Source organism: Cytophagales bacterium, from assembly GCA_033344775.1.
Classification (GTDB): Bacteria; Bacteroidota; Bacteroidia; order Cytophagales; family Cyclobacteriaceae; genus JAWPMT01.
Genome location: JAWPMT010000004.1, coordinates 26672 through 48523, shown reverse-complemented (window position 1 = coordinate 48523; position 21852 = coordinate 26672). Strand labels below are relative to the sequence as shown.

The window sequence follows — 21852 nt, the reverse complement described above, 5'->3', positions numbered from 1 at the left end:
TTTAATCCGTCACTCCCTGGATTGTTGCAGTAACTCAAATTTTGCGCAAATATTGAGGCAATCATATGGGAGTCTCTGGCTGTAGCCGCCTAAGTTTTTGTCCTCACTAACTTGTCTTCGGAAAAATTGAATATCGTATTTTAAATGCGCGGGTAAGCATATTCTACAAACTCCCCTTCAACGAAAAATAGAAGTTCCTTCCCGGAGCGCTGATCCCGGAAGAGTAAGGTCGATAATGTTGATCGAGGATGTTCTCTAAACCAGATTCTACCGTGATGGACTTGGACGGTGAATAACCCAGTCTCAAATTCAAGGTAGCCCAGGCAGGTGTGCCTGTGTCCGTATAGAGATGAGGTTTGTCATCAATTTCACTCGAAGGGATGTTGCTACGGGTGCGAGCACCATTGTAATCCACGAAAAACTCTGATCGGAAGCCACCCTTTTTGTACTTCACACTACTACGACCAAAAATAGGAGTAGCATGACGCAAGGGTTCATCTGTTTCTGTTTCTTTCCCTTCATTCATGTTGATCGTGGAAGAAAAAGACCAATTTGGAGAAACTTCCATTTTGATACTTGCGGACCCACCGTAAAGTCGTGCACCACTTGCATTGACCTGAGATCGAATGGCCAATTCAGCCCCATCAAACAAAAGCCGTTCATTGCCGGCCACACTTGAAGCCCCTCTGACGATCGCGTTGGTGAGAAAACTGTGATAACCGACGATGTTAAAGCTGATCAGATCATTGACGTATTGTTCCCAGCCTATTTCCTGGTTATAGGAATATTCCGGTTTCAATTCCGGATTAGGAACCACAATCGTCTCATCATCCAGTTCGAAGAGTTTGCCTACATCATCGACATTAGGTGACCGAAATCCAGAAGATACAAGGCCACTTAATTTAGTCTTTTTAGAAGGATTGAAAGTCACACCAATGCTACCGGTGACTGCCTGATTGGTCACATCAGCCTGTTCAAACATATCCGCAGTTGCTGAGTTGTTATTAATTCCCGATCCGTCATTTTCTGCCAACAAAACAGCCAGGTCTTCGTTACTAGTGCGCCCTGTTAAACGGACCAGGTTATATCGTGCGCCTGTGCTCAAGACCCAATTTGGTGATAGGTCCCACTGGTAATTGCCGTAGATCGCACCAGACCAATAGACGCTCCCCTCACTTGGATAGCGGGTGCTTGTTGGGGTGATTTCACCAGTAACCAGGTTTTGACGTTGTGCCCTTGAATCAACTCCATTCCAGAATGCATCGACACCATAAAACAGCGTGCCATTTTTTAATGATTTGTCAAAATCCTGATTGAAGGTGATCACATCTACTTCTTCCTTGCGATTCCTCAGGCGATCATCTCCAAAACGTCGGTCATGTCGACTCTCGTCATAACGTTGATAGGAGAGGGTGATACGCATCTGATCATACCAGTTGGTTTCCTGAAAATCACTGAATGAGATATTGTGCATTTGCCAGGTTTGTGGGCCATAGTACCATTCCGCATACTCAAGGCTGTCAGTTCCAACAGTCAAGGGGATAGTAAGCCGGTCATATCTGGGAATATCGGTTGTGGTACTGTAATAAAAACCGTAGGTCAACTGCGTATTGTCCGAAGTGCGCCACTTCACCTTCTGCAGTAGACTAGTCAGATGGTAGCCTGAAAATCGCTGGATGTCTGGATTGTCATTTTCAATGAGTCGATCTTCACCTTCTATTCTTCGGACGTAGTGTGTTCGTTCAAAAAAACCATCGTAGCCATTGGAGCGATTACTACCGGCGCGCAGGTCTCCAAAAAGGGTACGGGAGAAAGAACCAAAATAGACAATATCGTCCTGAGCCAGGGTGATATCGAAGTGTCCGGTACGTTCATTGGCAGCGGTACCATAGCGAAGCATGGCATTCGCCGAAATGTGCGTTTCTTCATCTGCCGCCCAGTTGGGAGATTTGGTATGGAAGTCCATGACACCACCGAGCGCATCGCTTCCATACATGACTGAACCGGGACCAAAAACTACCTCCGTACGATCAAGAATATTGGGGTCGATGTTGATTACATTTTGCAGATTTCCACTTCGGAAAATAGCGTTGTTGAGGCGTACACCGTCCACTACTAACAATACAGCATTGGCCGAAAACCCACGAAGTTTTGGACTGCCGCCGCCAAGCTGACTTTTTTGGACGAATACCTGTCCCGAGTTCGAAAGCAGGTCTGCGGCCGTTTGAGGATTCTGAAATTGACTGGTTTCTGCGGAGATTGCAATGATATCGTTCGGAACCTTACGCTCATCTTGTTCCCATTTATTCGCGGAAACAACCATCTCGTCAAACTCCAGTACTTTTTCTTGTAGGGGAAGAGAAGTGGTGCTGATCAGGTCTTCGAGCGTAATTTGGACCTTTTGATAATTGGGATGTTGAACGACCAACTTTGATTCAGCCGGAAATTCCGAGAGGTCAATGGTGCCATTTCTTTTAGAGAAGGCCGCAATGGTACGCTCCTCATTGACTACATAGACATCATTGACAGGGATTTTTGTCGTCGCATTAAAGACCTTGATGACCTGGGCCTGAATGGGGGTGAATAAAAATGATAAAAAAAAGATAAAGCAACCCCGCCTAATATTTTCCAACAGCTTCATAAATTTTCAAGCGCCAAATCTACCAAATCGATCCAACTTAACTATTCTTGTTTTTGTCATAGGCAAATGAGTCATTTTAAAGCAAAAATTTTGCCATAAAGTGGATTTTAAGACCTTTTAACAAACCAATGCCAATCATTTCCTCAACTCAATACGTCAAGCGCCCCTGGTTTCTATTCAATAAGCACATGGAAACGGTCGTTCCTTCCATGTTTTACAAGATAGAAGGAGTTGATTATCAGCGAGAAAGACTTGAATTGGAAGATGGTGATTTCCTGGATTTGGATTGGCTCGGAACGGATAAGGATAAGTTAGTCATCATTACCCATGGTCTGGAAGGCAACTCCGAAAGGCACTATGTAATGAGGCCCGCCAAGCTATTTGCGGAAAATGGCTGGAGTGCGATGGCCTGGAATTGCCGGAGCTGCAGTGGCGAAATGAATCGATTGCCCCGGTTTTATCATCATGGTGATACTGATGACCTGGCCTCCGTGGTGGATCATGCCGTTACGAAAGGATTCAATACCATCGTGTTGATGGGGCTCTCAATGGGAGGGAGCATGTCCTTGAAGTACCTGGGTGAGTCGCGAAACAGGCCAGACGCCATCAAAGGAGCGGCAACATTCTCCGTACCCTGCAACCTGAAAGACAGTGCCGTCCAACTCAAAGTGAAAGGGAATGGCCTGTACGAAAATCGATTCCTGAATAAACTCAAAAAGAAGATCTTCCTAAAGGCGGAAACCCACGAAGGACTGGATACGGAAGGGCTGGAAGCCATGACGGATTTTGATGAATTCCATAAAAAGTACACAGTGCCCCTCCACGGATTTGAAAGCCTTGAGGACTTTTTCCAACAAGCCACCTGCGATCGGTACCTCCCTGAGGTCAAGTACCCCGTCTTGATCGGTAACGCTGCAAATGATCCCTTACTCGGAGGAGGGTGCTATCCCATTGACATTGCGAAACAATCCGAATACGTTTACTTAGAAATGCCCAAATTCGGAGGTCACGTTGGCTTCACCATCAAAGGCGACCCCTACAGCTGGATGGATTATCGAGCGTTGGAGTTTGTTCAGAAGCAAGTATTCCCCTCTTGAGAGCATAATCCTCGCTACAAATGAAAGTGACAGCCTAATTATTAGGCATTTGTTGAATTGCTCGATCTCTTTTTTTATGCTTTTGATCCAATTATTAATGTATGATTCAATATTCTGAACTCCAGCTATTTTCAGTGCATCTGCTAACAGCATTGAAACATTTTTAGTGTTTTGGTGATTTGTTCCTAATGTGACGATATAGATTAATATAGATTTCTTTGATTCTTGTATAGCGATTTCAGTGTTCCCAAGCTTTAAGTTTGCAATAGATAAATTACATTAAATGTTAGCAGTTAACCGATTTGTGCCGCCATAGAATTTCACTGTTAAATGCAGAGCTTTTTCCAAATAATCCTTGCCATCAGCCCATTTATCTTGGTTCAATAAAGCAAACCCTATGTTATTAAATGTGTTTGCTAGAATTGGGTGTTCAGAACCATATAATTCTAAACTTATATTTAGTGACTCTCTGAAGTGATTTAATACTTCTTCGAATTCGCCATTTTGTCTATATAAGCTGCCTAGATTATTGTAAATTCCTGCTGTATAGTCATTATGATATAAACCTTCAGAGAGTAAAATTTTCAAGGATTTCTTGTAATACTTAAGTGATGATGAATAATCTTTTTTTATCAGCGTATATTTTACCTAGATTGTTGAAATTCAACGCAATCTCAAGAGGCTCTTTTACATCTAACTGCTTGTAAATTTCATTACTTTTTAGTAGTAATTCCTGTGCCTTAGCTAATGATTTACGGAGGATACCATCTCCATTTAGGTGGTTAAATATTTTTTGACCTAGCGCTATGGCTTTTCCATTATTCCTTGCCCATGCTTGTTCGCGCATCTCATTGAGGATATTGACCAGGTCTGATTTGTAGACTGGGTAGCCATTAAAGTCATTGATGTGGATCAGGTGTTTCTCGTCTTCGATTAGATCACCAGTCCGTAAGCGGACTATGATCATTTCATCATTTTTCATCTTTGACTCCTTCCTCAATAGCATCAATCACTTCTTGTGTCGCGTGTTTGGCGAGCTTTCCGGCAATTTTATTGGCGGCCTTCTCTGCCTTGTGGTAATCCAGTTCTTTTTCCTTGGCATAAGCTTTTAGTTGATTGGCAATATCTTGTTGCTTGAGCTTTAGTGCCGTGAATCCAAGCGCTAACAATTCTTTGAAAAACGGAATCATGGACCTTAATCCGTGAGTGAGTAACAGCATCAATAAACTTTCGGGGCTAAAAAGTTCTTTAGCTAGTCCTCCTTTTGCTTGTCCTTTTAAAGGATCATTTTTTTGTTGATCATCTAGAATTTCCTGGAATATAGGGTTTAGCTTTTGCATGCTTCGATGATGTTACTGTAAGAAGCAACGTAGACAGTTGCCTTGTGTTTCCTAACATAGTAAATAAAGGTTTAAGTAGCAATTATTTGAGTGGAACAACAAAAAAGGGAAACCTTGCGGTTTCCCCCTTAAGAAAGTAATTAGGCCACTTAAGTGACCTGATTACTAGTATCCTGGATTTTGCACCAGGTTAGGATTGGCGTTGATCTCTCTTTCCGGAATTGGGAATACCAACTCGGGTGCGTCGTAAGTGAATGTTCCCACATTGGCTTGAGTTCTACGGATATCGTGCAAACGGTGGCCTTCAAAGGCTAATTCTAGTCTGCGTTCCATCAGTACGTCATCTAAAGTAGCAGTGGTCAATGCGGGGGCATTGGCTCGGGTACGTAGTGTATTAAGGTCATTCAACGGTGTTTCTCCAGTGGTGGTACCTCCTCTGACGTTGGCCTCAGCACGGATCAGGTGCATTTCTGCCAGACGGATTACTGGTACAATCGCAAACTGATTGGTGAATTTACCAGTAAATGTTCCTCCGTCTTCATATACAAATGCACCACGATCATCACCAGCAGGATAAAGTGCCAGGTGCGCAGCCTGTACGATGATATCACCATCCCGGCCGCCGAATTGTGGTGTGGCAAAGAAGGTGTTCAACGAATTCAGGCCATCCTGGGAACTCACTTGCATGGCAAAGATGTCCTCGGTGGTGTTGGCTGCATTATTGAACGCGTCCTCATAAGCACCTACGAGTGAGTAGTTGCCAGAAGCAATCACTGCATCAGCATCAGTAAGTGCCAGTGCATAATTGCCCATTTGCAAGTGAACCCTGGCACGTAGTGCCTGTGCCGCAAAACTGGAAGCGAAGATGTCATTCGTTTCCGGTAGATTGGCGACGGCATCATTCAGATCCGACAATATTTGTGCATAGATCTGCTCCACAGAGCTGCGGTCTAAGTCATTGTCTCCGGTAATTCCACGGGTAGGGGTGGTCACCAGTGGAACACCCAACTGGCTATTCGTTGCACCTGCTTCGTATGGTAAACCAAAAAACTTCACCAATTCGAAATACACCATGGCCCGGATGAATTTGGCTTCTCCTTCTACCCGGTCTGCATCGGCCTGGTCGGTGAAGATATCCAACCCACTCAGGATGTTGTTGCTGATGTTGATGGTTTCATAACCTTCCAGCCATACCTCTGCAGCATCTCCATTTACGGCGTTCATGTTCTTGTTGAACATTTCCCTAGGTGCGTTGAAGGTTCCTGCCCACAGTAATTCATCTGTCGCAGCAAGCAACTCCGAATTTCGAAGCGTGTTTCCGCCAAACAGGTCGCTTACTCCGAGTTCATCATATGCGCCTATCAGCACCGCCTGAATGTTCTCAGGGCTGGACAAAGCCACATTTTCAGAAATAGATTGCGCGGGTTCCGGCTCCAGTTCATCGGAACAAGAAGATACGATTACGACCGCTAATAATGCAGCGATCATTCTATTGATATATTGATTCTTTTTCATCTGTTTAATCTCTACTTGGGTGGAGGTTTGCCACAAGGACTCCCTGATACCCAAAAGTTTCTCAATATTTATCTCAGACATGGTCTGGATTAAAAGCCAATTTGAACACCGAATGTGAAGCTCTTCGCCTGTGGGGCAGAATAGAAATCATTGCCCTGGAAGATGTTGTTGTTACTTCCATCCGCATTCACGGTCAGGTAGTCAGCACTTACTTCAGGATCCCACAACGGATAATCTGTGATCGTCCACAAATTCACACCCGTGAAGTAAATACGAGCAGAAGATAACTTGGCACGTGAAATCACCTCATCAGGTAGTGAATAACCGATAGATAAGGTCTTCAGACGGATGTAAGAACCATCATAAAGGAATCGACTGGAACGACCTTGTCCGCCATTTCCGTAAGCCAGATAAGCTCTCGGTACATCGGTAATATCTCCCGGTTCTCTCCAACGATCCGCGATTTCTTTGCTTGGATTATCGAACCAGTCCGCTGCACTCTGGAATACGCCTCCAACGTTGTGCACTTCATTACCTTGCACAAACTGGAAGAAGACGTTCAAATCAAACCCGTTCCAAGTCACGGTGTTGTTGAATCCACCCACATAATCCGGGTTAGGGTTCCCCAATACGACAAATTCAGCTTCTGAGAAGTCATTGGTGGTGCCTCTTGGATTGTCCGCCGTATTCAAATACCACAAGGCATCACCATTGTCAGGATCTACACCGGCATACTCTGCTCCATAAAAGGCACCGATGGCGCTACCAACTCGAACCACATTCATGGTTCTGGAACTGCCATTATCAATGATGTCCACACCAGGTCCAAGGTTGGTCACCTCATTGGTATTGAAAGCAATGTTGAAAGAAGAGGTCCAGCTGACGGGGCCATTCAAGATGGTACCATTCAAGACGAGTTCAACACCACGATTCTCCAATTCACCCAGGTTCTGTGTTTGCGTTCTGAATCCAGAGGAGCCTGGAACGTTTACATCTAATAGTAAGTCGGTTGACTTCTTGATGTAATAGTCCACCTCGCCACTGATGCGATCATTCAGGATGCCGAAATCAATCCCAATGTCCAGCTGTTCGTTTTTCTCCCAGGTCAGGTCCGGGTTGGGGATCTGTGTAGGTTGTAAGCCACCATTTCCGCCATAACCCTCTGCGCCATAAAGCCCCAACGCATCGAAATTACCGATACCTGCATTACCCGTGATCCCGAAACTGGCTCTCAATTTCAGGAAACTCAAGATGCTATTATCGAGGAGGAATGCCTCTTCAGACAAAATCCAGCCAGCGGCAGCCGCAGGGAAGAATCCGAATTTGTTGTTGTCCCCAAATCGAGAAGATCCATCTACTCGTCCACTTAGCGTCAATAAGTATTTGTCGTTCAACTTGTAATTAAGACGCCCGAAGTAAGAGACAAATGAGAACTCCGTTAAAGAGCCTGTACCCACAGCAATATCAGCGGAACTGGCCAGGGTTCTCAAATCATTCACTGGAAATTCCTGCCCTTCCACACGCGTGTTGGTGGTTTCAGATCGCTGAAAATCAAATCCCCCTGTGAAATCAACCACATTGTTGGCGTTGATATTTGTATTATAAGTCAAATATGCTTTGGTATTGTAATTGAATACGCGGGCCCATCTGGAAATGGCGTATCCGTTGGTGCCTTCTCCCGTATTGGTGAAATCTGCCCAAATCCGGTTTTGATTTTGGGTCAACAAGTCAGCGCCGATTTCTCCTCGGAGGGTCAATCCATCTAGTAATTCGTAGCTGGAATATGCATTCACCAGGGATCGGTAGGTAATATCTTCACGGGTTACTCCCTCAAGATCGATCAATCCATTATAATAAGTAGTCACTGGCCGATCATTCAGTTCGCCATTGCTGTCTCTTACTGGTGTGATAGGCGCCAGAGCGATCAACTGGATAGGAGTAGAGAACTGGTTGTCATCAGACACCCGATCTACATCCGTTCGGATGAAGCTGCTATTGACACCAAACGCCAATCTGTCAGAAGCATTATGGTCGAGGTTGAAACGTGTACTAAAACGCTCCAGGCCATTGCCGATCAGGATCCCATCCTGGCTGGTATAACTACCACTGATGTAGAACCTCGTGTCTTCTGAGCCTCCGGACGCAGAAAGGTCGATCTTGGTCGTACGCGAATCGTCGTTGTAAGCAAGGTCTTCCCAATTGGTGTCTACTTCACCGGTTCTCCAGTCTGATTCACCAGAATAGCGATCCAGTCTACCTATCGCAAAGGTTGACCATGAATTGGGATCACTTGGGTCCACACCATCTACCTCATCTGAGTTGGCGGCAGCTTCTGTGATATAGTCCACATATTCTGCTGCGTTAAGCCACTCTCTTTTATTTGTTGGGCGATTGACACCTGTTTGGTAGTTGAAATTATACTTGGTTTTTCCTGGTTTTCCTGAACGCGTGGTAATGATCACTACACCATTGGCGGCACGAGATCCATAAATGGCGGCCGCAGAAGCATCCTTCAGGATTTCTACAGAAGCTATGTCATTCGGATTGATGTCACTCAAAGGGTTGGTTGGTGCTTCAACCGCATTACCCACATTCTGCGTGGTAATGGGCACTCCGTCGATGACAAAGAGGGGCTGGCTATCTGCAGAGATGGAGGAAGTACCTCGAACTCGCACCTTGATGCCCTGACCAACTTTTCCGTTGCCACTTTCGATGAAAACACCGGAAGCCCGACCTTGCATGGCTTGCTCAAAGTTTGGAACAGGTAGGTTTCTCAATTCGGCTCCGTCCACAGAAGCGATGTTTCCCGTCAATTCGGTCTTGAGTTGATCACCATATCCTACCACCACTACTTCATCAAACGCGTAAGTTCCCGTCAATGAAATGTCGATGAGGGTCTGATTACCCACTGAAATTTCCTGAGATTCAAATCCCACGAAAGAAAAGATCAGTATGGCATTCGAATCAACTTGCAGTCGATAATTGCCATCCAAATCCGTAGTAGTACCACTAGTGGTTCCTTTGATCACCACATTGGCACCGACAAGCGGCTCTCCGGTATCGTCCAGGACTTTACCAGATACAGTTTTGCTCTGCGCCCAGATGGACAGGGTCCATAATAAGCACATTGCTAATAGTAGCGTTTTCCTCATAAAATTGGTTTTAGTAATTGGATTTTTACGAGGGTAAGGTTAGCTGTAAAAAAAAGCGGGAGATAGTAAAAAAAACTGTGACGAAAGTTAGGGGTAGAAGGATGATGAATGGTTGAGGTAAGTTTTGTCTTTCTATTGCCAGGCAGAATATAATTGTTCTTTTGCCTTAATTGTTAGTTAATTGTTCTTTCGGATCGTTGAATGTTTTCTGATTATCTTACAGTAATAAAACAAGACACCAATACATTAAATCATGCGATTCCTTTCGATCGCTTTACTACTCATAAGCTGCTCGGTAGGTGAAAATCCGTCCACTAAATCTCATCCTGTTTTAACCATACTTCAGCAGATGAAAGAACAGGATTACCAATATGAAATTGATGGAGTCTTTGAGGTTGAAGGTGCCCTGAATGGGGAGAAGTCTTTCTTGTCCTTCAAAACACACAAGATCGTTTCAAAATCTGGCTCATTTGCATCGTTCATTGAACCTGAAAATAATCCCGAAAGCATTTATCGGTTTTCGGATGGTAAATTCCTCTATACGGTCAATCTTGATTATCAATTCATCAACAGTCCTTGCCTCGAAGGAATAGACGCCCTAAGACTTTATCCTCATCTGTTGCTTGACGATTATTTTGAACGAGAAATTGTTTCTGAATCAGAGATGACGTTCCGTAGTGAAGCAGGTTCAATATACTCGTTATCGGCCAATGAGGAGCGTCTTCTCAAGTGGGGTAGATACGAGATAAAAGCATTTGAATTGGGCCGATCGGATGAATTTAGAGACCCTCGAAAACATGGGTTTTCATTGAGTTCAGCAGACGATTGCGGCAATTATTTTGATAATGAACGTACCTACAATAGAGTGGTCCCAAGAGTGAATGAATTTTAGATCAAACAACATCTTTATGCGAAATGCCCTTACCATAAGCTTGTTCCTCTTCTGCCTCACAGCAAGTGCTCAACATCCGGTAATAGCTGTGTTAGAGGACATGAAAGATCGGGATTATCAGTTTGAGATCAGCGGGGTTCACAAGATTCCCATGAAGATCAAGGATAAGTATGATACCATTAAGCTTATTGAAAATTATGAGATCGCTAAAGTGGGAACTTACGCCACATACCATGCACTTCACAAAAATCCTGATGATGTATTCCTTATCTCAGACGGTGAGGTGATTACTACAGTAGATCTTGATCCTACTTTTTCAAACTCAGCTTGTCTCCAGGTCCGTGGTTTCTGGATGTTTCCATACGTGCTACTAGATGATTTTTTTCATAGAGAGGTCTTGTCTCCGAATGACATGAAGTTTATCGGACAAGATAGCTCTTCATTCGAATTACGTGCGGAAAACGGACGCCTGGTTTTATGGCGAGGTTTTGACGTTCTGGACTTTCAACTTGACCAGGTCGATAACTTCAAAGATCCTGAAAAACTGAACATAGAAATCAGTTCAGAAAGAGAATGTGCTGATATACTCTCTAATATCAGGAAAATGCGCAACACCACGCAAGCCCTGAAAGTTGAATAGAGTTGATGGCTTAAAAGTCCTCCTCGAACAAAAAGTTCTGGTAAGCATTCTGCAATTCCTGCAAGGCCTTGGCTTCGTTGGTGGTTTTTAGCACTTTCAATCCGTTTTCATAGATTTCCTGCGCCTTTTCCACATTGCCGAGTTCGGTTTGAAATGCAGCAGCATGATAGTACGTGGCCGTATAGTCCGGATGTTCGTTCAGTAAATAGTCAAATAATTTCTCAGCCTTGACATCATCAATATCTACCAACTCCAATGCGAGTGCATAGTTGGAGAAGGCTTCCTTAGGATCTTTTTCCAGGTATTTTTCCAGTTGCTGAATACGATTTTGCTTTGCGGATTCCAATTTTATAATAAGGCTTTTATGACTAACTTCACGCCTCAAATTTAGGAGCATTTTAGCTATTGTATTTTAACTGGAAAATCGGGCCTTTTTGAACACTCAGAGCATTAACCCTGTTCGTCAAGAGACGGATCATTTAAGATCCCGGTTTTGCTAAAAAGAAACATTAAAACATGAAAATACTTGTCTGTATCACGCACGTGCCGGACACAACTTCAAAGATTGCCTTCACGGACAATAACACAAAGTTCGACTCAACAGGTGTTCAATACATCATCGGCCCTTATGATGATTATGCTTTAGCCAGAGCAGTAGAGCTGAAAGAGCAGCATGGTGGTTCAATTACCGTACTGAATGTAGGTGAAGCAGAGACTGAGCCTACGATCAGAAAAGCTTTGGCCATCGGTGCAGATGATGCCATCCGGGTAAATGCTTTCCCGAGTGACGCATTTTTTGTGGCCAGACAAATTGCTAATGCGGCTAAAGAAGGTGGTTATGACCTCATTTTGATGGGAAGAGAATCCATCGACTTCAATGGTGGTCAAGTTCACGGTATGGTAGGTGAGATGCTAGGCATCCCTTCCGTTTCTCCGGTAATGTTGCTGGACATTGAAGGTGATCAGGCCAAAATTGCTCGCGAGATCGAGGGTGGAAAAGAATACATGGAATTGCCATTGCCATTTGTGGCAGGTTGCCAGGAGCCGATTGCAGAGTGGAAAATCCCGAACATGCGCGGTATCATGTCTGCCAGATCGAAGCCTTTGAATGTGGTGGAGCCTGATAGCGATGAAGTGAAAACGGCTGTGAAGGAATTTGAATTGCCCCCAGCGAAGAGTGAAGTGAAAATGGTGGATCCTGACAATGTACAGGAATTGGTAGATTTATTGAAAAACGAAGCAAAAGTATTGTAAGAGATGGCAGTAGTAGCATTTGTAGAACTAGATGAGGGTAACGTAAAGAAATCCTCTTTAGAAGCGGTGAGTTACGCAGCTCACATTGAATCAGACGTGACAGCTGTTGTTTTTGGTACGATAGCCGATGGTGGATTGGATGAGATCGGGAAAGCCGGTGCCACCAAGATCCTTCACGCGAGTGATGAGAAATTGGCACAGCCTAATATCATGGCCTATGCTTCGGCCATCGCAGAAGCGGTTGAAGCAGAAGGTGCTCAATTATTGGTGATGTCTAAATCATCTTTGGGCGATCCTGTATCAGCTCGAGTTGCGATCAAGACCAACGCGGCATTGGTTTCGAATGTGGCTGAATTGCCAGATTCATCTAATGGATTTACCGTGAAAAGAAGCATTTACACCGGTAAAGCTTTTGCAAATACCACCGTAGAAGGTGATCGCAAGATCCTTACCCTAAAGAAAAATGCCTCTCCAATCAAAGAAGATGGCGGAGCGGCAGCAGTAGAAGCGTTCTCTCCTGCTTTGTCTGATGCTGATTTTGCAGTGAAAGTAACCAGTCAGGAAAAAGCAACGGGTGATGTGTTGTTACCTGAAGCAGATATTGTTGTATCCGGGGGGAGAGGTTTGAAAGGGCCTGAGAACTGGGGCATCATTGAAGACCTGGCAAAAACACTAGGTGCAGCAACGGGTTGTAGCAAGCCGGTATCCGATATGGATTGGAGACCTCACCATGAGCACGTAGGCCAAACCGGTGTAAAAGTTGCACCATCTTTGTACGTAGCTGTTGGAATCTCCGGTGCTATTCAGCATCTTGCCGGTGTGAACTCTTCAAAAACCATTCTTGTCGTGAATAAAGATCCCGAGGCACCCTTCTTTAAGGCAGCGGATTATGGTATTTGTGGCGATGCTTTTGAAGTGTTACCCAAACTTACTGAGGCTATAAAAGCCAGTCAGGGATAAATGGCAGATAGAATAAAATTAGAAATACTAGGCTTATCCTCCAGTCAGTCACAATCAGGGTCGTTTGCCCTGGTGCTTGGTGAGACTGGAGGAAATCGCCGTTTGCCCATCATCATCGGGATGTTTGAGGCTCAGGCGATTGCTATTGAAATAGAGAAGATTGTGCCCAATCGACCGATGACACATGATCTTTTCAAATCTTTTGCAGCAAGTTTCGATTACGACATCAAGGAGATCTACATTTCCGATCTAAAAGAAGGTGTATTCTTTGCAAAAGTGATTTGCGAGGGAGAAAAAGGCACCATCGAGATTGATTCGCGTCCTTCCGATGCAATTGCGATCGGCCTGAGATTTGACGTGGATATCTACACCAGCGAGGCGATTCTGGATGAGGCGGGCATTGTGCTTACGGAAGAAGGAGACAGTGAGGTGACTTCTGAGATGGAGGACCTGGCGGAACTGGAAGAAGATGAGCCGAAGAAAGTTGGCGACATGAATTCGGAAGAATTGCGTGAATTGTTGGATGAGGCGTTGAACAACGAAGATTACGAACAAGCCGCCAAAATCAGAGACGAACTGAATCGAAGAAATTAACCTTTCAATCTAACCCACTAAATTTTGGACATCCTACACGGCATTTTTGGCCTTGCGGTACTGATTGGTATCGGGTATTTATTTTCGGCGGATAAAAGTCGTGTAAGTTGGAGATTGGTTGGGGTAGGTGTTGCTATGCAAGCGATCATTGCTTTGCTGATCGCCTATGTCCCATTCATCAATCAGTTTTTTTCCTGGGTCAGTGGTGGTTTCGTTACATTTTTAGGGTTTGGACTTAATGGAGCCGAATTTTTGTACGGAGACCTTGCTAGAAATAGCGATGCCGGAACGGGGATCAAACATAACCTTGGATTCTTATTTGCTTTCCAGGCTTTACCTACTGTTATTTTCTTTTCAGCAGTGACCGCTGGTTTGTATTACTTAGGGGTACTACAGAAGATTGTTTACGTTTTTGCCTGGGTCATGACTAAAACGATGCGACTTTCTGGTGCAGAAAGTTTATCTGCGGCAGGTAATGTTTTCCTTGGGCAAACCGAAGCGCCGCTTTTGGTAAAACCCTTTATCGGGAAGATGACCAATTCGGAGTTGAATTGTCTGATGACAGGGGGAATGGCTACCATCGCAGGAAGTGTACTGGGCGCATATGTCTCTTTTTTGGGTGGGGGTGATCCGGAACAACAACGCATATTCGCTACTTATTTATTAAGTGCTTCGATCATGAATGCCCCGGCGGCTATTGTAATGGCGAAGCTTTTTATGCCAGAAAATCATCCGGATAAAATTGATTCTTCATTATCTGTCAGCAAGGAAAGTGTAGGTGTCAATTTGGTGGATGCCTTGGCTAGTGGAGCGTCTGATGGACTCAAGCTCGCTTTGAATATCGCGGGGATGTTATTGGCATTTATTGCGATCATTTTTGCCCTTAACTGGGTACTGGTGGACGGAATAGGAGAGTGGTTTGGGCTTAATGCCTGGGTGGTTTCCACAACAAATGGTGCTTTTGAGGGTTTTTCATTAGAATATATTCTTGGGCAGGTCTTTCGAATATTCGCCTTCCTTATGGGCGTGGAATGGTCTGAGACGATCAAGGTAGGAAGCCTGCTAGGGCAAAAAACAGTAATCAATGAGTTTGTTGCTTACCTAAGCCTTGCAGAAATGAAAGCTTCCGGTTTACTTTCCGATAAAAGTATTCTGATCTCTACCTATGCCTTGTGTGGGTTTGCCAATTTTAGCTCGATTGCTATCCAAATCGGTGGTATAGGTGGAATGGCTCCCAAACGTCAGTCTGACTTAAGTAAGCTTGGTTTCAGAGCATTAGTCGGTGCGACGTTGGCCACCATGATGACCGCTACCATCGCTGGTATGTTGATGGGGTAGTTCTATTTTTATTCTATGAGAATTCACTTAGGATTGTAAGCTGAGGATACTAATTTATGTCATGCTGACTTGGCGTCCCTGTTGAAGCAGAAATCTACAAGATTTACTACTTAATCATATCCTTTGCAATCTCCTCTGCGACTACCATCTCTTCCGTTTCGTAGACCGTAAATCCAAACACATCAGATTCGGCAACTTCTTTCCAGCGCCTGGCGCCCATTTTAGTGACGCTCTTGGTAGGAAGCACATTGATCAACCCTTTGAATTGTGGGCAGTCTTTGTAACCAGGAAATAAGACATTGGCAAACCATTTTTGGATCTCCATAGGAGGGGTGCCCTCGGCCATGCTTACATCAATAATGATGACCTGAATATATCCTTGCTTGACAAATTCTAATTGTGCTGTACAGCTTTCATACAGCGCTTCTTTGTTAGAAAGCTGTTTCCAAATCGCTTTGATCACTTGCCCATCTACATAAGTGTCTACAACGCCTTGTTTGGAGTAAATGTTCTTCATAGCTAGCTTTCTCTTGTTTGCAAAGATAACTAACAGTTAAGTGTCGATTAAACTATTTTCATGCAAACGTTAATTTAAGCACTATTATCAAGTCAACACCTTATAACTCACTTGTTCCATTGATTCGATCTCTTTGATCAGGTCATTCGTAGGTGAGATAGAATTCTTCCGGCTGATCATTTCCAAGTTGATGTTCCGCTCTTCGAATTTGCCTCCTACTTTCAATCGGAATGCACCACTTCCCGGATATTTGGAGACGATTCCTTCCAATTCATTGACCAGAATATCATTGACATCATCCAGATGTACCCTTAATTCCAGTCCTTTGGTTAACTTCTCTCTGATATCTCCCAGGTATTCGATGTTGGTTATCTTGAACTCTAGCTCTTCACTGTTCCATCGGCTACCGATGTTTCCTTTGATGTATAGGAACCACCCTGTTTCCAGGAAAGTCTTGAATTTCAGGTAGGTGTCTGAGAAAAGGAAGAACGTATGACTGTCATTATAGTCTTCCAGTGTCATGGATGCAAAAGGCTTACCCGTCTTGGTCATGCGATGTTGCACATTACTAACCACACCACCCATTTTGATGTCTCTGCCACGAAGTGCTTCCAGGTCTTTTAATTGACTAATCTCCGTATTCGTGAAAAATTTCATCTCAAAAGCATACTGATCGAGTGGATGTCCGGTGATATAGAGTCCAACCATCTCCTTTTCAATGTTCAGTTTCTCAATTTCACCGTAGGGTTCAATATGACCTACTCTGGGTTTTAGAGACACGCTGGAATCTCCGGAACCGCCAAAAAGTGATGCTTGATTACTGGCAGCTTCCTGCGCCATTTTGTTAGCATATTTGATGGACTTCTCAATCAAAGATTGACCATCATCATCCGTCTCCACATATTGACGTCTGTGGTACGTATCAAAGCAGTCGAAGCCTCCTGCCTTAGCCAAAGTCTCAAAGGACTTTTTGTTCACTGCCCTCAAATTGACCCTCGAGGCGAAATCAAAGACGTCTTTGAATTTACCGTTTTCATTTCGCTCTTCGATGATGGCCTGTACCGCTGCTTCACCAGTTCCCTTGATCGCGCCCATGCCAAATCGGATTTCACCAATCTGATTCACTACAAAGTGTTGATCGGATTCATTGACATCAGGACCCAGTACTTTGATGCCCAGGTTACGGCATTCCTCCATGAAGAAGCCGATCTTTTCGTTATTACTCTGATTGTGGGTAAGCACAGAAGCCATGTACTCCGCCGGATAATTCGCTTTCAGGAATCCCGTGTGGTAGGCCACTACCGAATAACAAGTACTATGTGATTTGTTGAAGGCATAGGCGGCAAATGCTTCCCAATCCGTCCAGATCTTTTTCAGTTTATCCTCTGCATGCCCTTTCTCCATCGCTTGCTCGATGAACTTGGGTTTCATCCTGTCCAGTACGTCCCGCTTTTTCTTACCCATGGCTTTCCGCAAGACGTCCGCTTCACCTTTACTAAAGCCAGCCAATTTCTGCGAAAGCAGCATCACCTGCTCCTGATAGACTGTGATCCCGTAAGTCTCGGCGAGGTATTCCTCCATGTCATCCAGATCGTATTCGATCTTCTGTTGACCGTGCTTACGCTTGATGAAATCAGGGATATATTCCATCGGTCCTGGACGATACAGGGCATTCATCGCAATGAGGTCTTCAAACTTATCAGGCTTGAGTGACCGCAAGTGCTTTTGCATACCCGGAGACTCAAACTGGAATGTTCCATTGGTTTCTCCTCGTTGATAAAGCTCATAGGTCTTTTGATCATCCAGAGGGACTTCATCAATATCGATCTTGATGTCAAAACGTCGTTCTACGTTTTCGATGGCCGTTTTGATGATGGACAGGGTTTTTAGGCCCAAAAAGTCCATTTTGAGCATCCCGGCATCCTCTACCACACTGTTGTCAAACTGAGTGACCATTAGTTCCGAATCCTTGGCTTTTGCCATAGGGATGAACTTGGTCATGTCATCGGGTGTGATGATGACCCCACAGGCGTGGATACCCGTATTTCGAAGAGAGCCTTCCAGAACCACAGCCTGGTTCAACACCTGAGAGGGTAGGTCCTTCTTTTTCTTCAGTTCCTGTAGTTCAGGTACTTCCTTAAATACGGAAGTGAACTTGGCACCTGGTTTTTCCGGTACGAGCTTGGCGATGGCATCTGTGTCGGGTAGGGGGAGTTCCATAACTCTACCGGCATCCCGGATGGCAGACTTGGGTGCCATGGTACCGTAGGTAATGATCTGTGCAACCTGATTGAAACCGTATTTATCAATTACGTAACGAATTACACGTTCACGACCCTCATTGTCAAAGTCGATATCAATATCAGGAAGCGACACCCGATCGGGATTAAGGAAACGCTCAAACAGGAGGTCGTAGGCAATCGGGTCGACATTGGTGATCCCGATACAATAGGCTACAGCAGATCCAGCAGCAGAACCTCGACCTGGCCCTACGGAAACACCCATATTCCGAGCTTCGGTGGTGAAATCCTGTACAATCAGAAAGTAACCGGGATACCCTGTGTTTTCAATAGTAGCAAGTTCAAAGTCAAGCCGTTCACGGATGTCATCCGTGATTTCCGGGTATCGCTTTTTCGCACCTTCATACGTAAGGTGCTTTAAGTAGGCATTTTCACCCCTTTTACCACCGTCTTCTTCGTCTTCAGCATGCTTGAACTCCTCTGGGATATCAAATGCCGGTAGCAGGACATCTCGCTGAAGTTTATAAGGTTCTACTTTGTCCAGGATCTCCTGAATGTTTTCGATGGCCTCCGGCAAATCCGTAAAGGCCTCCTTCATTTCGTCCTGCGATTTGAAGTAGAAATTATGGTTGGGTAGCCCTGGTCGGAATCCTCTGCCTCGACCGATTGGCGTACTTTGTTTTTCGTTCTCTTTGATACAGATCAATACATCGTGTGCCTGGGCGTCTTTCTCTTCGAGATAGAACAACTCATTGGCAGCCACCAGCTTGATGTCGTGCTTTCGAGCCATGGCGACTAGCACTTCGTTTAGGTGGTTTTCCTCATCCAGTCCGTGCCGGTTGATTTCCAGATAATAATCGTCACCATAGACCTCTTTGTACCAAAGTAGGGCTTCTTCCGCCTGTGTTTCACCCACGTTCAGGATCAAATGAGGAATCTCTCCTCTCAGCCCACCACTCAATGCGATGACCCCCTCGCTGTATTGCTTCATCAGGTCTTTATCGATCCTGGGGAATAAGCCGTAGAGCCCTTCGATGTATCCGTAAGAACTCAGCTTTGCCAGGTTATGGTAACCCGCTTTATTCTTAGCGATCAGTACCTGCTGGAAACGTTTATCGGGGTTGTCTTTTGTAAACTTGGTTTTGGTACGCTCTTCTGCGACAAAGAACTCACAACCCACAACAGGCTTGAGGTCCTCTGCCAGGGCGGCTCTTACGAATTTGAAAGCCCCAAACATGTTTCCCAGGTCCGTCATGGCGACCGCTGGCATGTTGTTTTCCTTGGCTTTCGCGACAATTTCCGTTACATCAGGTGTTGCCTGAAGTACTGAAAACTGAGAGTGGACGTGCAAATGCACGTACGGACCTTTAATGTCCTTCGCATCAACGTGTGTATCGCCAATGGTACTCTTCGCTTCTTCACGGATCCATGCAAAGTTGGCGGCATCCAGATCGGGAGCTTCATAAGTGATGGCCGAAGCTTCCGTATCATCAAAGGTGGGGATGATGGCCCTGCGCAAAAGTTCAAAGAATGCTTTGGCCGTGGCATCCACATCGTAAGCGGCATCGTGCGCGTCACCAAAACCTTCTCCGAATAGTTTCTCATACAGCTCGATCAGCTTAGGTTGCTTGAGGCGCCCACCAATACCTCCCTGCAATTGACAGAACTGAACGGTTTCTACGGAAGTGTCAATGTTTGGGAAATCAACAAGGATGTTAGGATTTTCCGTGCGGAGATATTCTGCCCCGATGATTTTGTTGTCAAATTCGATGTTGTGTCCAATCAGGACTTTGGATCGATTGACATCTGAAGTGAATTTATCCAGTACCTCCTTTAAGTCTTCACCCACTTCGAGGGCTCGGGCAGTAGAGATACCATGTATTTTTTCCGCGTTAAAGGGAATGGTAAATCCTTCCGGCTTCACAATGTGATTTCCAGTGGAGATCAAGTTACCCGTCTCGTCATGTAGCTGCCAGGCGATCTGTACCAGCCGGGGCCAGTTGTCCAGGTCTTCGACCGGTGCGGATTTATTATGTGGAAGACCAGTGGTCTCGGTATCGAAAATTAAATACATGGTGGTTTTTTAGGCCTTTTACTTCGAAGTAATCGATGGAAGAAACTTCCATAAAAGCATTATACAAAATAATAAAACCAATTGGAAGAGACCTGAGTTCGAGTGCTGAAATACTTGAAAGAGTTTTCCACATGATAAAAATCAGATGCATGTGCATAGGCCATTGAATGCTATGAAATATTAAATCACTATCATTGTAAGGCCTGCACAGCTTTTTTTAAACAAAATTTTTATCGACCATGCTAAAATCCATTTTAGGGGGTCTGTCATTGTTGAGCTTATTGATCATCATTTCATGCTCAGAAGACCCTATTGATGTACCGGAATTTGGTGCTTCGGTTTCAGTTTCTACTACTTCTACAAGGTTTGCAGAGTCCGTCGGAACCGTGACTGTTTCCGTCACGATAAATACTGAGAATGCTACGGGTGCCTCATTATCAATCCCAGTAGGCTTTTCGGGAACGGCTACTTCAGGAACGGATTATCAAAGTTCCACATCGGTATCTATTGCTAGTGGTTCCAATGAAGCGACGTTAACGATCAATGTCACCGATGATGAGGCTGAAGAAGAAGATGAGACCATTATCATAACCATTGATCCAGATGCTCTACCGACGGGTGTTACGATTGGGTCGGGCTCTTTGACCTTGACCATTGAAGACGATGATGGAGGAGGAAGTACCACCTGTGATAATGGTTCTAACGGTGATAGCATCGATCAGGACAATCGTAATTGTACAGAACAGGCTTTTGATAAAGAATACTCGGAGCGATTCAATGACGGTGGATCAAGAATCGTAACAACTAAGGGGTTGCCTTCACATGAGTGGGGTAACCAAATCCCAAACCTGGTTTCTGAGCTAGATCAATCTGAAAAAACGTGGAATATGCCTTCAATCCCCGCGTTAGCTGCAGAAACAACAAGTATACTCCGATCAAGCAATCGTCCGGAATGGGTATTCGGAATTGCATTAAATGGGGTGAAGATTGACCCGGCACCAGGGGAGCCTTTCATTTTTGAAGATCAAAGTACCGGAGAATTCAATTGGGATTGGGTATTTGAGCCCAATAACAACATGCAGGCGGTCGGATTAGATTGTGCCATTGCTCATGTACAGCCGAATGGTGAGTATCATTATCACGGAGACTTTGCACCGTTTGCGGATCAGGTCCTCGATGGGCTGGGAGCCGGTACCGCACAACCAACTTCCGCAGATGAGGCTTTCGTCGGATGGTCCGGGGACGGTTTTCCAATCTTGTACAAATACGGACCCGATGCGGCAGGTAACATGGTTGAATTAAGTCCAAGTTACCAATTGAAGTCTGGAGAACGTCCAGGTGATGGTAATAGTGCTCCTTGTGGTGAGTACAATGGTAAATACACCAATGATTATGAGTTTGTGAGTGGTGCGGGAGATCTGGATGAATGCAACGGGATTGCTGGTCCAGTCACCTTGACTACTGAAGCATCAGGAGGTACAGAGACATTTGATTACTACTATGTGATCACGGAAGCCTTTCCGGTGATTTCACGGTGTTTTTCTGGTACGCCGGATGATAGCTTCACGTTAGGGCCTCCTTGATAGGTTCTGTCCGAG

At 44.8% G+C, this 21852-nt stretch carries 17 protein-coding genes; 8 read left to right on the top strand and 9 right to left on the bottom strand.

From position 1 onward, the window contains the following. Positions 1-163: 163 nt before the first annotated feature. Positions 164-2641, bottom strand: coding sequence for a TonB-dependent receptor (locus tag R8G66_09250; GenBank protein MDW3192541.1), 2478 nt, complete (start codon positions 2639-2641; stop codon positions 164-166). Positions 2642-2769: 128 nt separating this feature from the next. Here R8G66_09250 and R8G66_09245 point away from each other — a divergent pair, with 128 nt between their 5' ends. Then, positions 2770-3738 carry an alpha/beta hydrolase gene (locus R8G66_09245; GenBank protein ID MDW3192540.1) on the top strand — a complete coding sequence of 323 codons (969 nt, stop codon included), beginning with the start codon at positions 2770-2772 and terminating at the stop codon, positions 3736-3738. A gap of 279 nt (positions 3739-4017) precedes the next feature. Here R8G66_09245 and R8G66_09240 read toward each other — a convergent pair whose 3' ends face one another. From R8G66_09240 to R8G66_09220, 5 genes are all read right to left on the bottom strand, one after another. After that, the gene (locus R8G66_09240) at positions 4018-4326 is read right to left on the bottom strand and encodes a tetratricopeptide repeat protein (protein MDW3192539.1); all 309 of its coding nucleotides are present in this window, start codon (positions 4324-4326) and stop codon (positions 4018-4020) included. A gap of 16 nt (positions 4327-4342) precedes the next feature. After that, a complete protein-coding gene (locus R8G66_09235; protein ID MDW3192538.1) occupies positions 4343-4705 on the bottom strand; it encodes a hypothetical protein in 363 nt (120 codons plus the stop codon). 4 nt (positions 4706-4709) lie between these two features. Further along, positions 4710-5078: a hypothetical protein gene (locus R8G66_09230; protein ID MDW3192537.1), complete on the bottom strand. Its 369-nt coding sequence runs from the start codon at positions 5076-5078 to the stop codon at positions 4710-4712. Positions 5079-5243: 165 nt separating this feature from the next. Further along, positions 5244-6593, bottom strand: a complete 1350-nt coding sequence (locus tag R8G66_09225) for a RagB/SusD family nutrient uptake outer membrane protein (GenBank protein MDW3192536.1) — start codon at positions 6591-6593, stop codon at positions 5244-5246. 89 nt (positions 6594-6682) lie between these two features. Beyond that, positions 6683-9745 (bottom strand): TonB-dependent receptor, encoded by a 3063-nt coding sequence (locus R8G66_09220; GenBank protein ID MDW3192535.1) that lies wholly within the window; start codon positions 9743-9745, stop codon positions 6683-6685. A gap of 253 nt (positions 9746-9998) precedes the next feature. Between R8G66_09220 and R8G66_09215 the strand changes: the two genes are divergently transcribed. Further along, complete coding sequence (locus R8G66_09215) at positions 9999-10637, top strand: hypothetical protein (protein ID MDW3192534.1); 639 nt, start codon at positions 9999-10001, stop codon at positions 10635-10637. 16 nt (positions 10638-10653) lie between these two features. Continuing rightward, positions 10654-11277 (top strand): hypothetical protein, encoded by a 624-nt coding sequence (locus tag R8G66_09210; protein ID MDW3192533.1) that lies wholly within the window; start codon positions 10654-10656, stop codon positions 11275-11277. 10 nt (positions 11278-11287) lie between these two features. Here R8G66_09210 and R8G66_09205 read toward each other — a convergent pair whose 3' ends face one another. Further along, positions 11288-11623 carry a tetratricopeptide repeat protein gene (locus R8G66_09205; protein ID MDW3192532.1) on the bottom strand — a complete coding sequence of 112 codons (336 nt, stop codon included), beginning with the start codon at positions 11621-11623 and terminating at the stop codon, positions 11288-11290. 170 nt (positions 11624-11793) lie between these two features. Here R8G66_09205 and R8G66_09200 point away from each other — a divergent pair, with 170 nt between their 5' ends. Genes R8G66_09200 through R8G66_09185 form a run of 4 tightly spaced genes read left to right on the top strand, consistent with a single transcriptional unit; the run spans position 11794 to position 15423 of the window. Next, on the top strand, positions 11794-12531 hold the full coding sequence (locus tag R8G66_09200; GenBank protein MDW3192531.1) for an electron transfer flavoprotein subunit beta/FixA family protein: 738 nt from the start codon (positions 11794-11796) through the stop codon (positions 12529-12531). Positions 12532-12534: 3 nt separating this feature from the next. Beyond that, complete coding sequence (locus tag R8G66_09195; protein MDW3192530.1) at positions 12535-13491, top strand: electron transfer flavoprotein subunit alpha/FixB family protein; 957 nt, start codon at positions 12535-12537, stop codon at positions 13489-13491. Continuing rightward, the gene (locus R8G66_09190) at positions 13492-14085 is read left to right on the top strand and encodes a bifunctional nuclease family protein (protein MDW3192529.1); all 594 of its coding nucleotides are present in this window, start codon (positions 13492-13494) and stop codon (positions 14083-14085) included. It begins immediately after the preceding gene. Positions 14086-14109: 24 nt separating this feature from the next. Further along, the gene (locus R8G66_09185) at positions 14110-15423 is read left to right on the top strand and encodes a nucleoside transporter C-terminal domain-containing protein (GenBank protein ID MDW3192528.1); all 1314 of its coding nucleotides are present in this window, start codon (positions 14110-14112) and stop codon (positions 15421-15423) included. Positions 15424-15529: 106 nt separating this feature from the next. On the opposite strand, the gene R8G66_09180 is transcribed toward R8G66_09185, so the two are convergent. Together R8G66_09180 and dnaE are read right to left on the bottom strand one after the other, a co-directional pair. Next, entirely contained in the window at positions 15530-15940 is a 411-nt protein-coding gene (locus R8G66_09180; GenBank protein ID MDW3192527.1) for a hypothetical protein, read from the bottom strand. 87 nt (positions 15941-16027) lie between these two features. Further along, on the bottom strand, positions 16028-20254 hold the full coding sequence (dnaE, locus tag R8G66_09175) for a DNA polymerase III subunit alpha (GenBank protein ID MDW3192526.1): 4227 nt from the start codon (positions 20252-20254) through the stop codon (positions 16028-16030). A gap of 239 nt (positions 20255-20493) precedes the next feature. On the opposite strand from dnaE, the gene R8G66_09170 reads away from it, so the two are divergent. Then, positions 20494-21837, top strand: coding sequence for a YHYH protein (locus tag R8G66_09170; GenBank protein ID MDW3192525.1), 1344 nt, complete (start codon positions 20494-20496; stop codon positions 21835-21837). Positions 21838-21852: the final 15 nt, after the last annotated feature.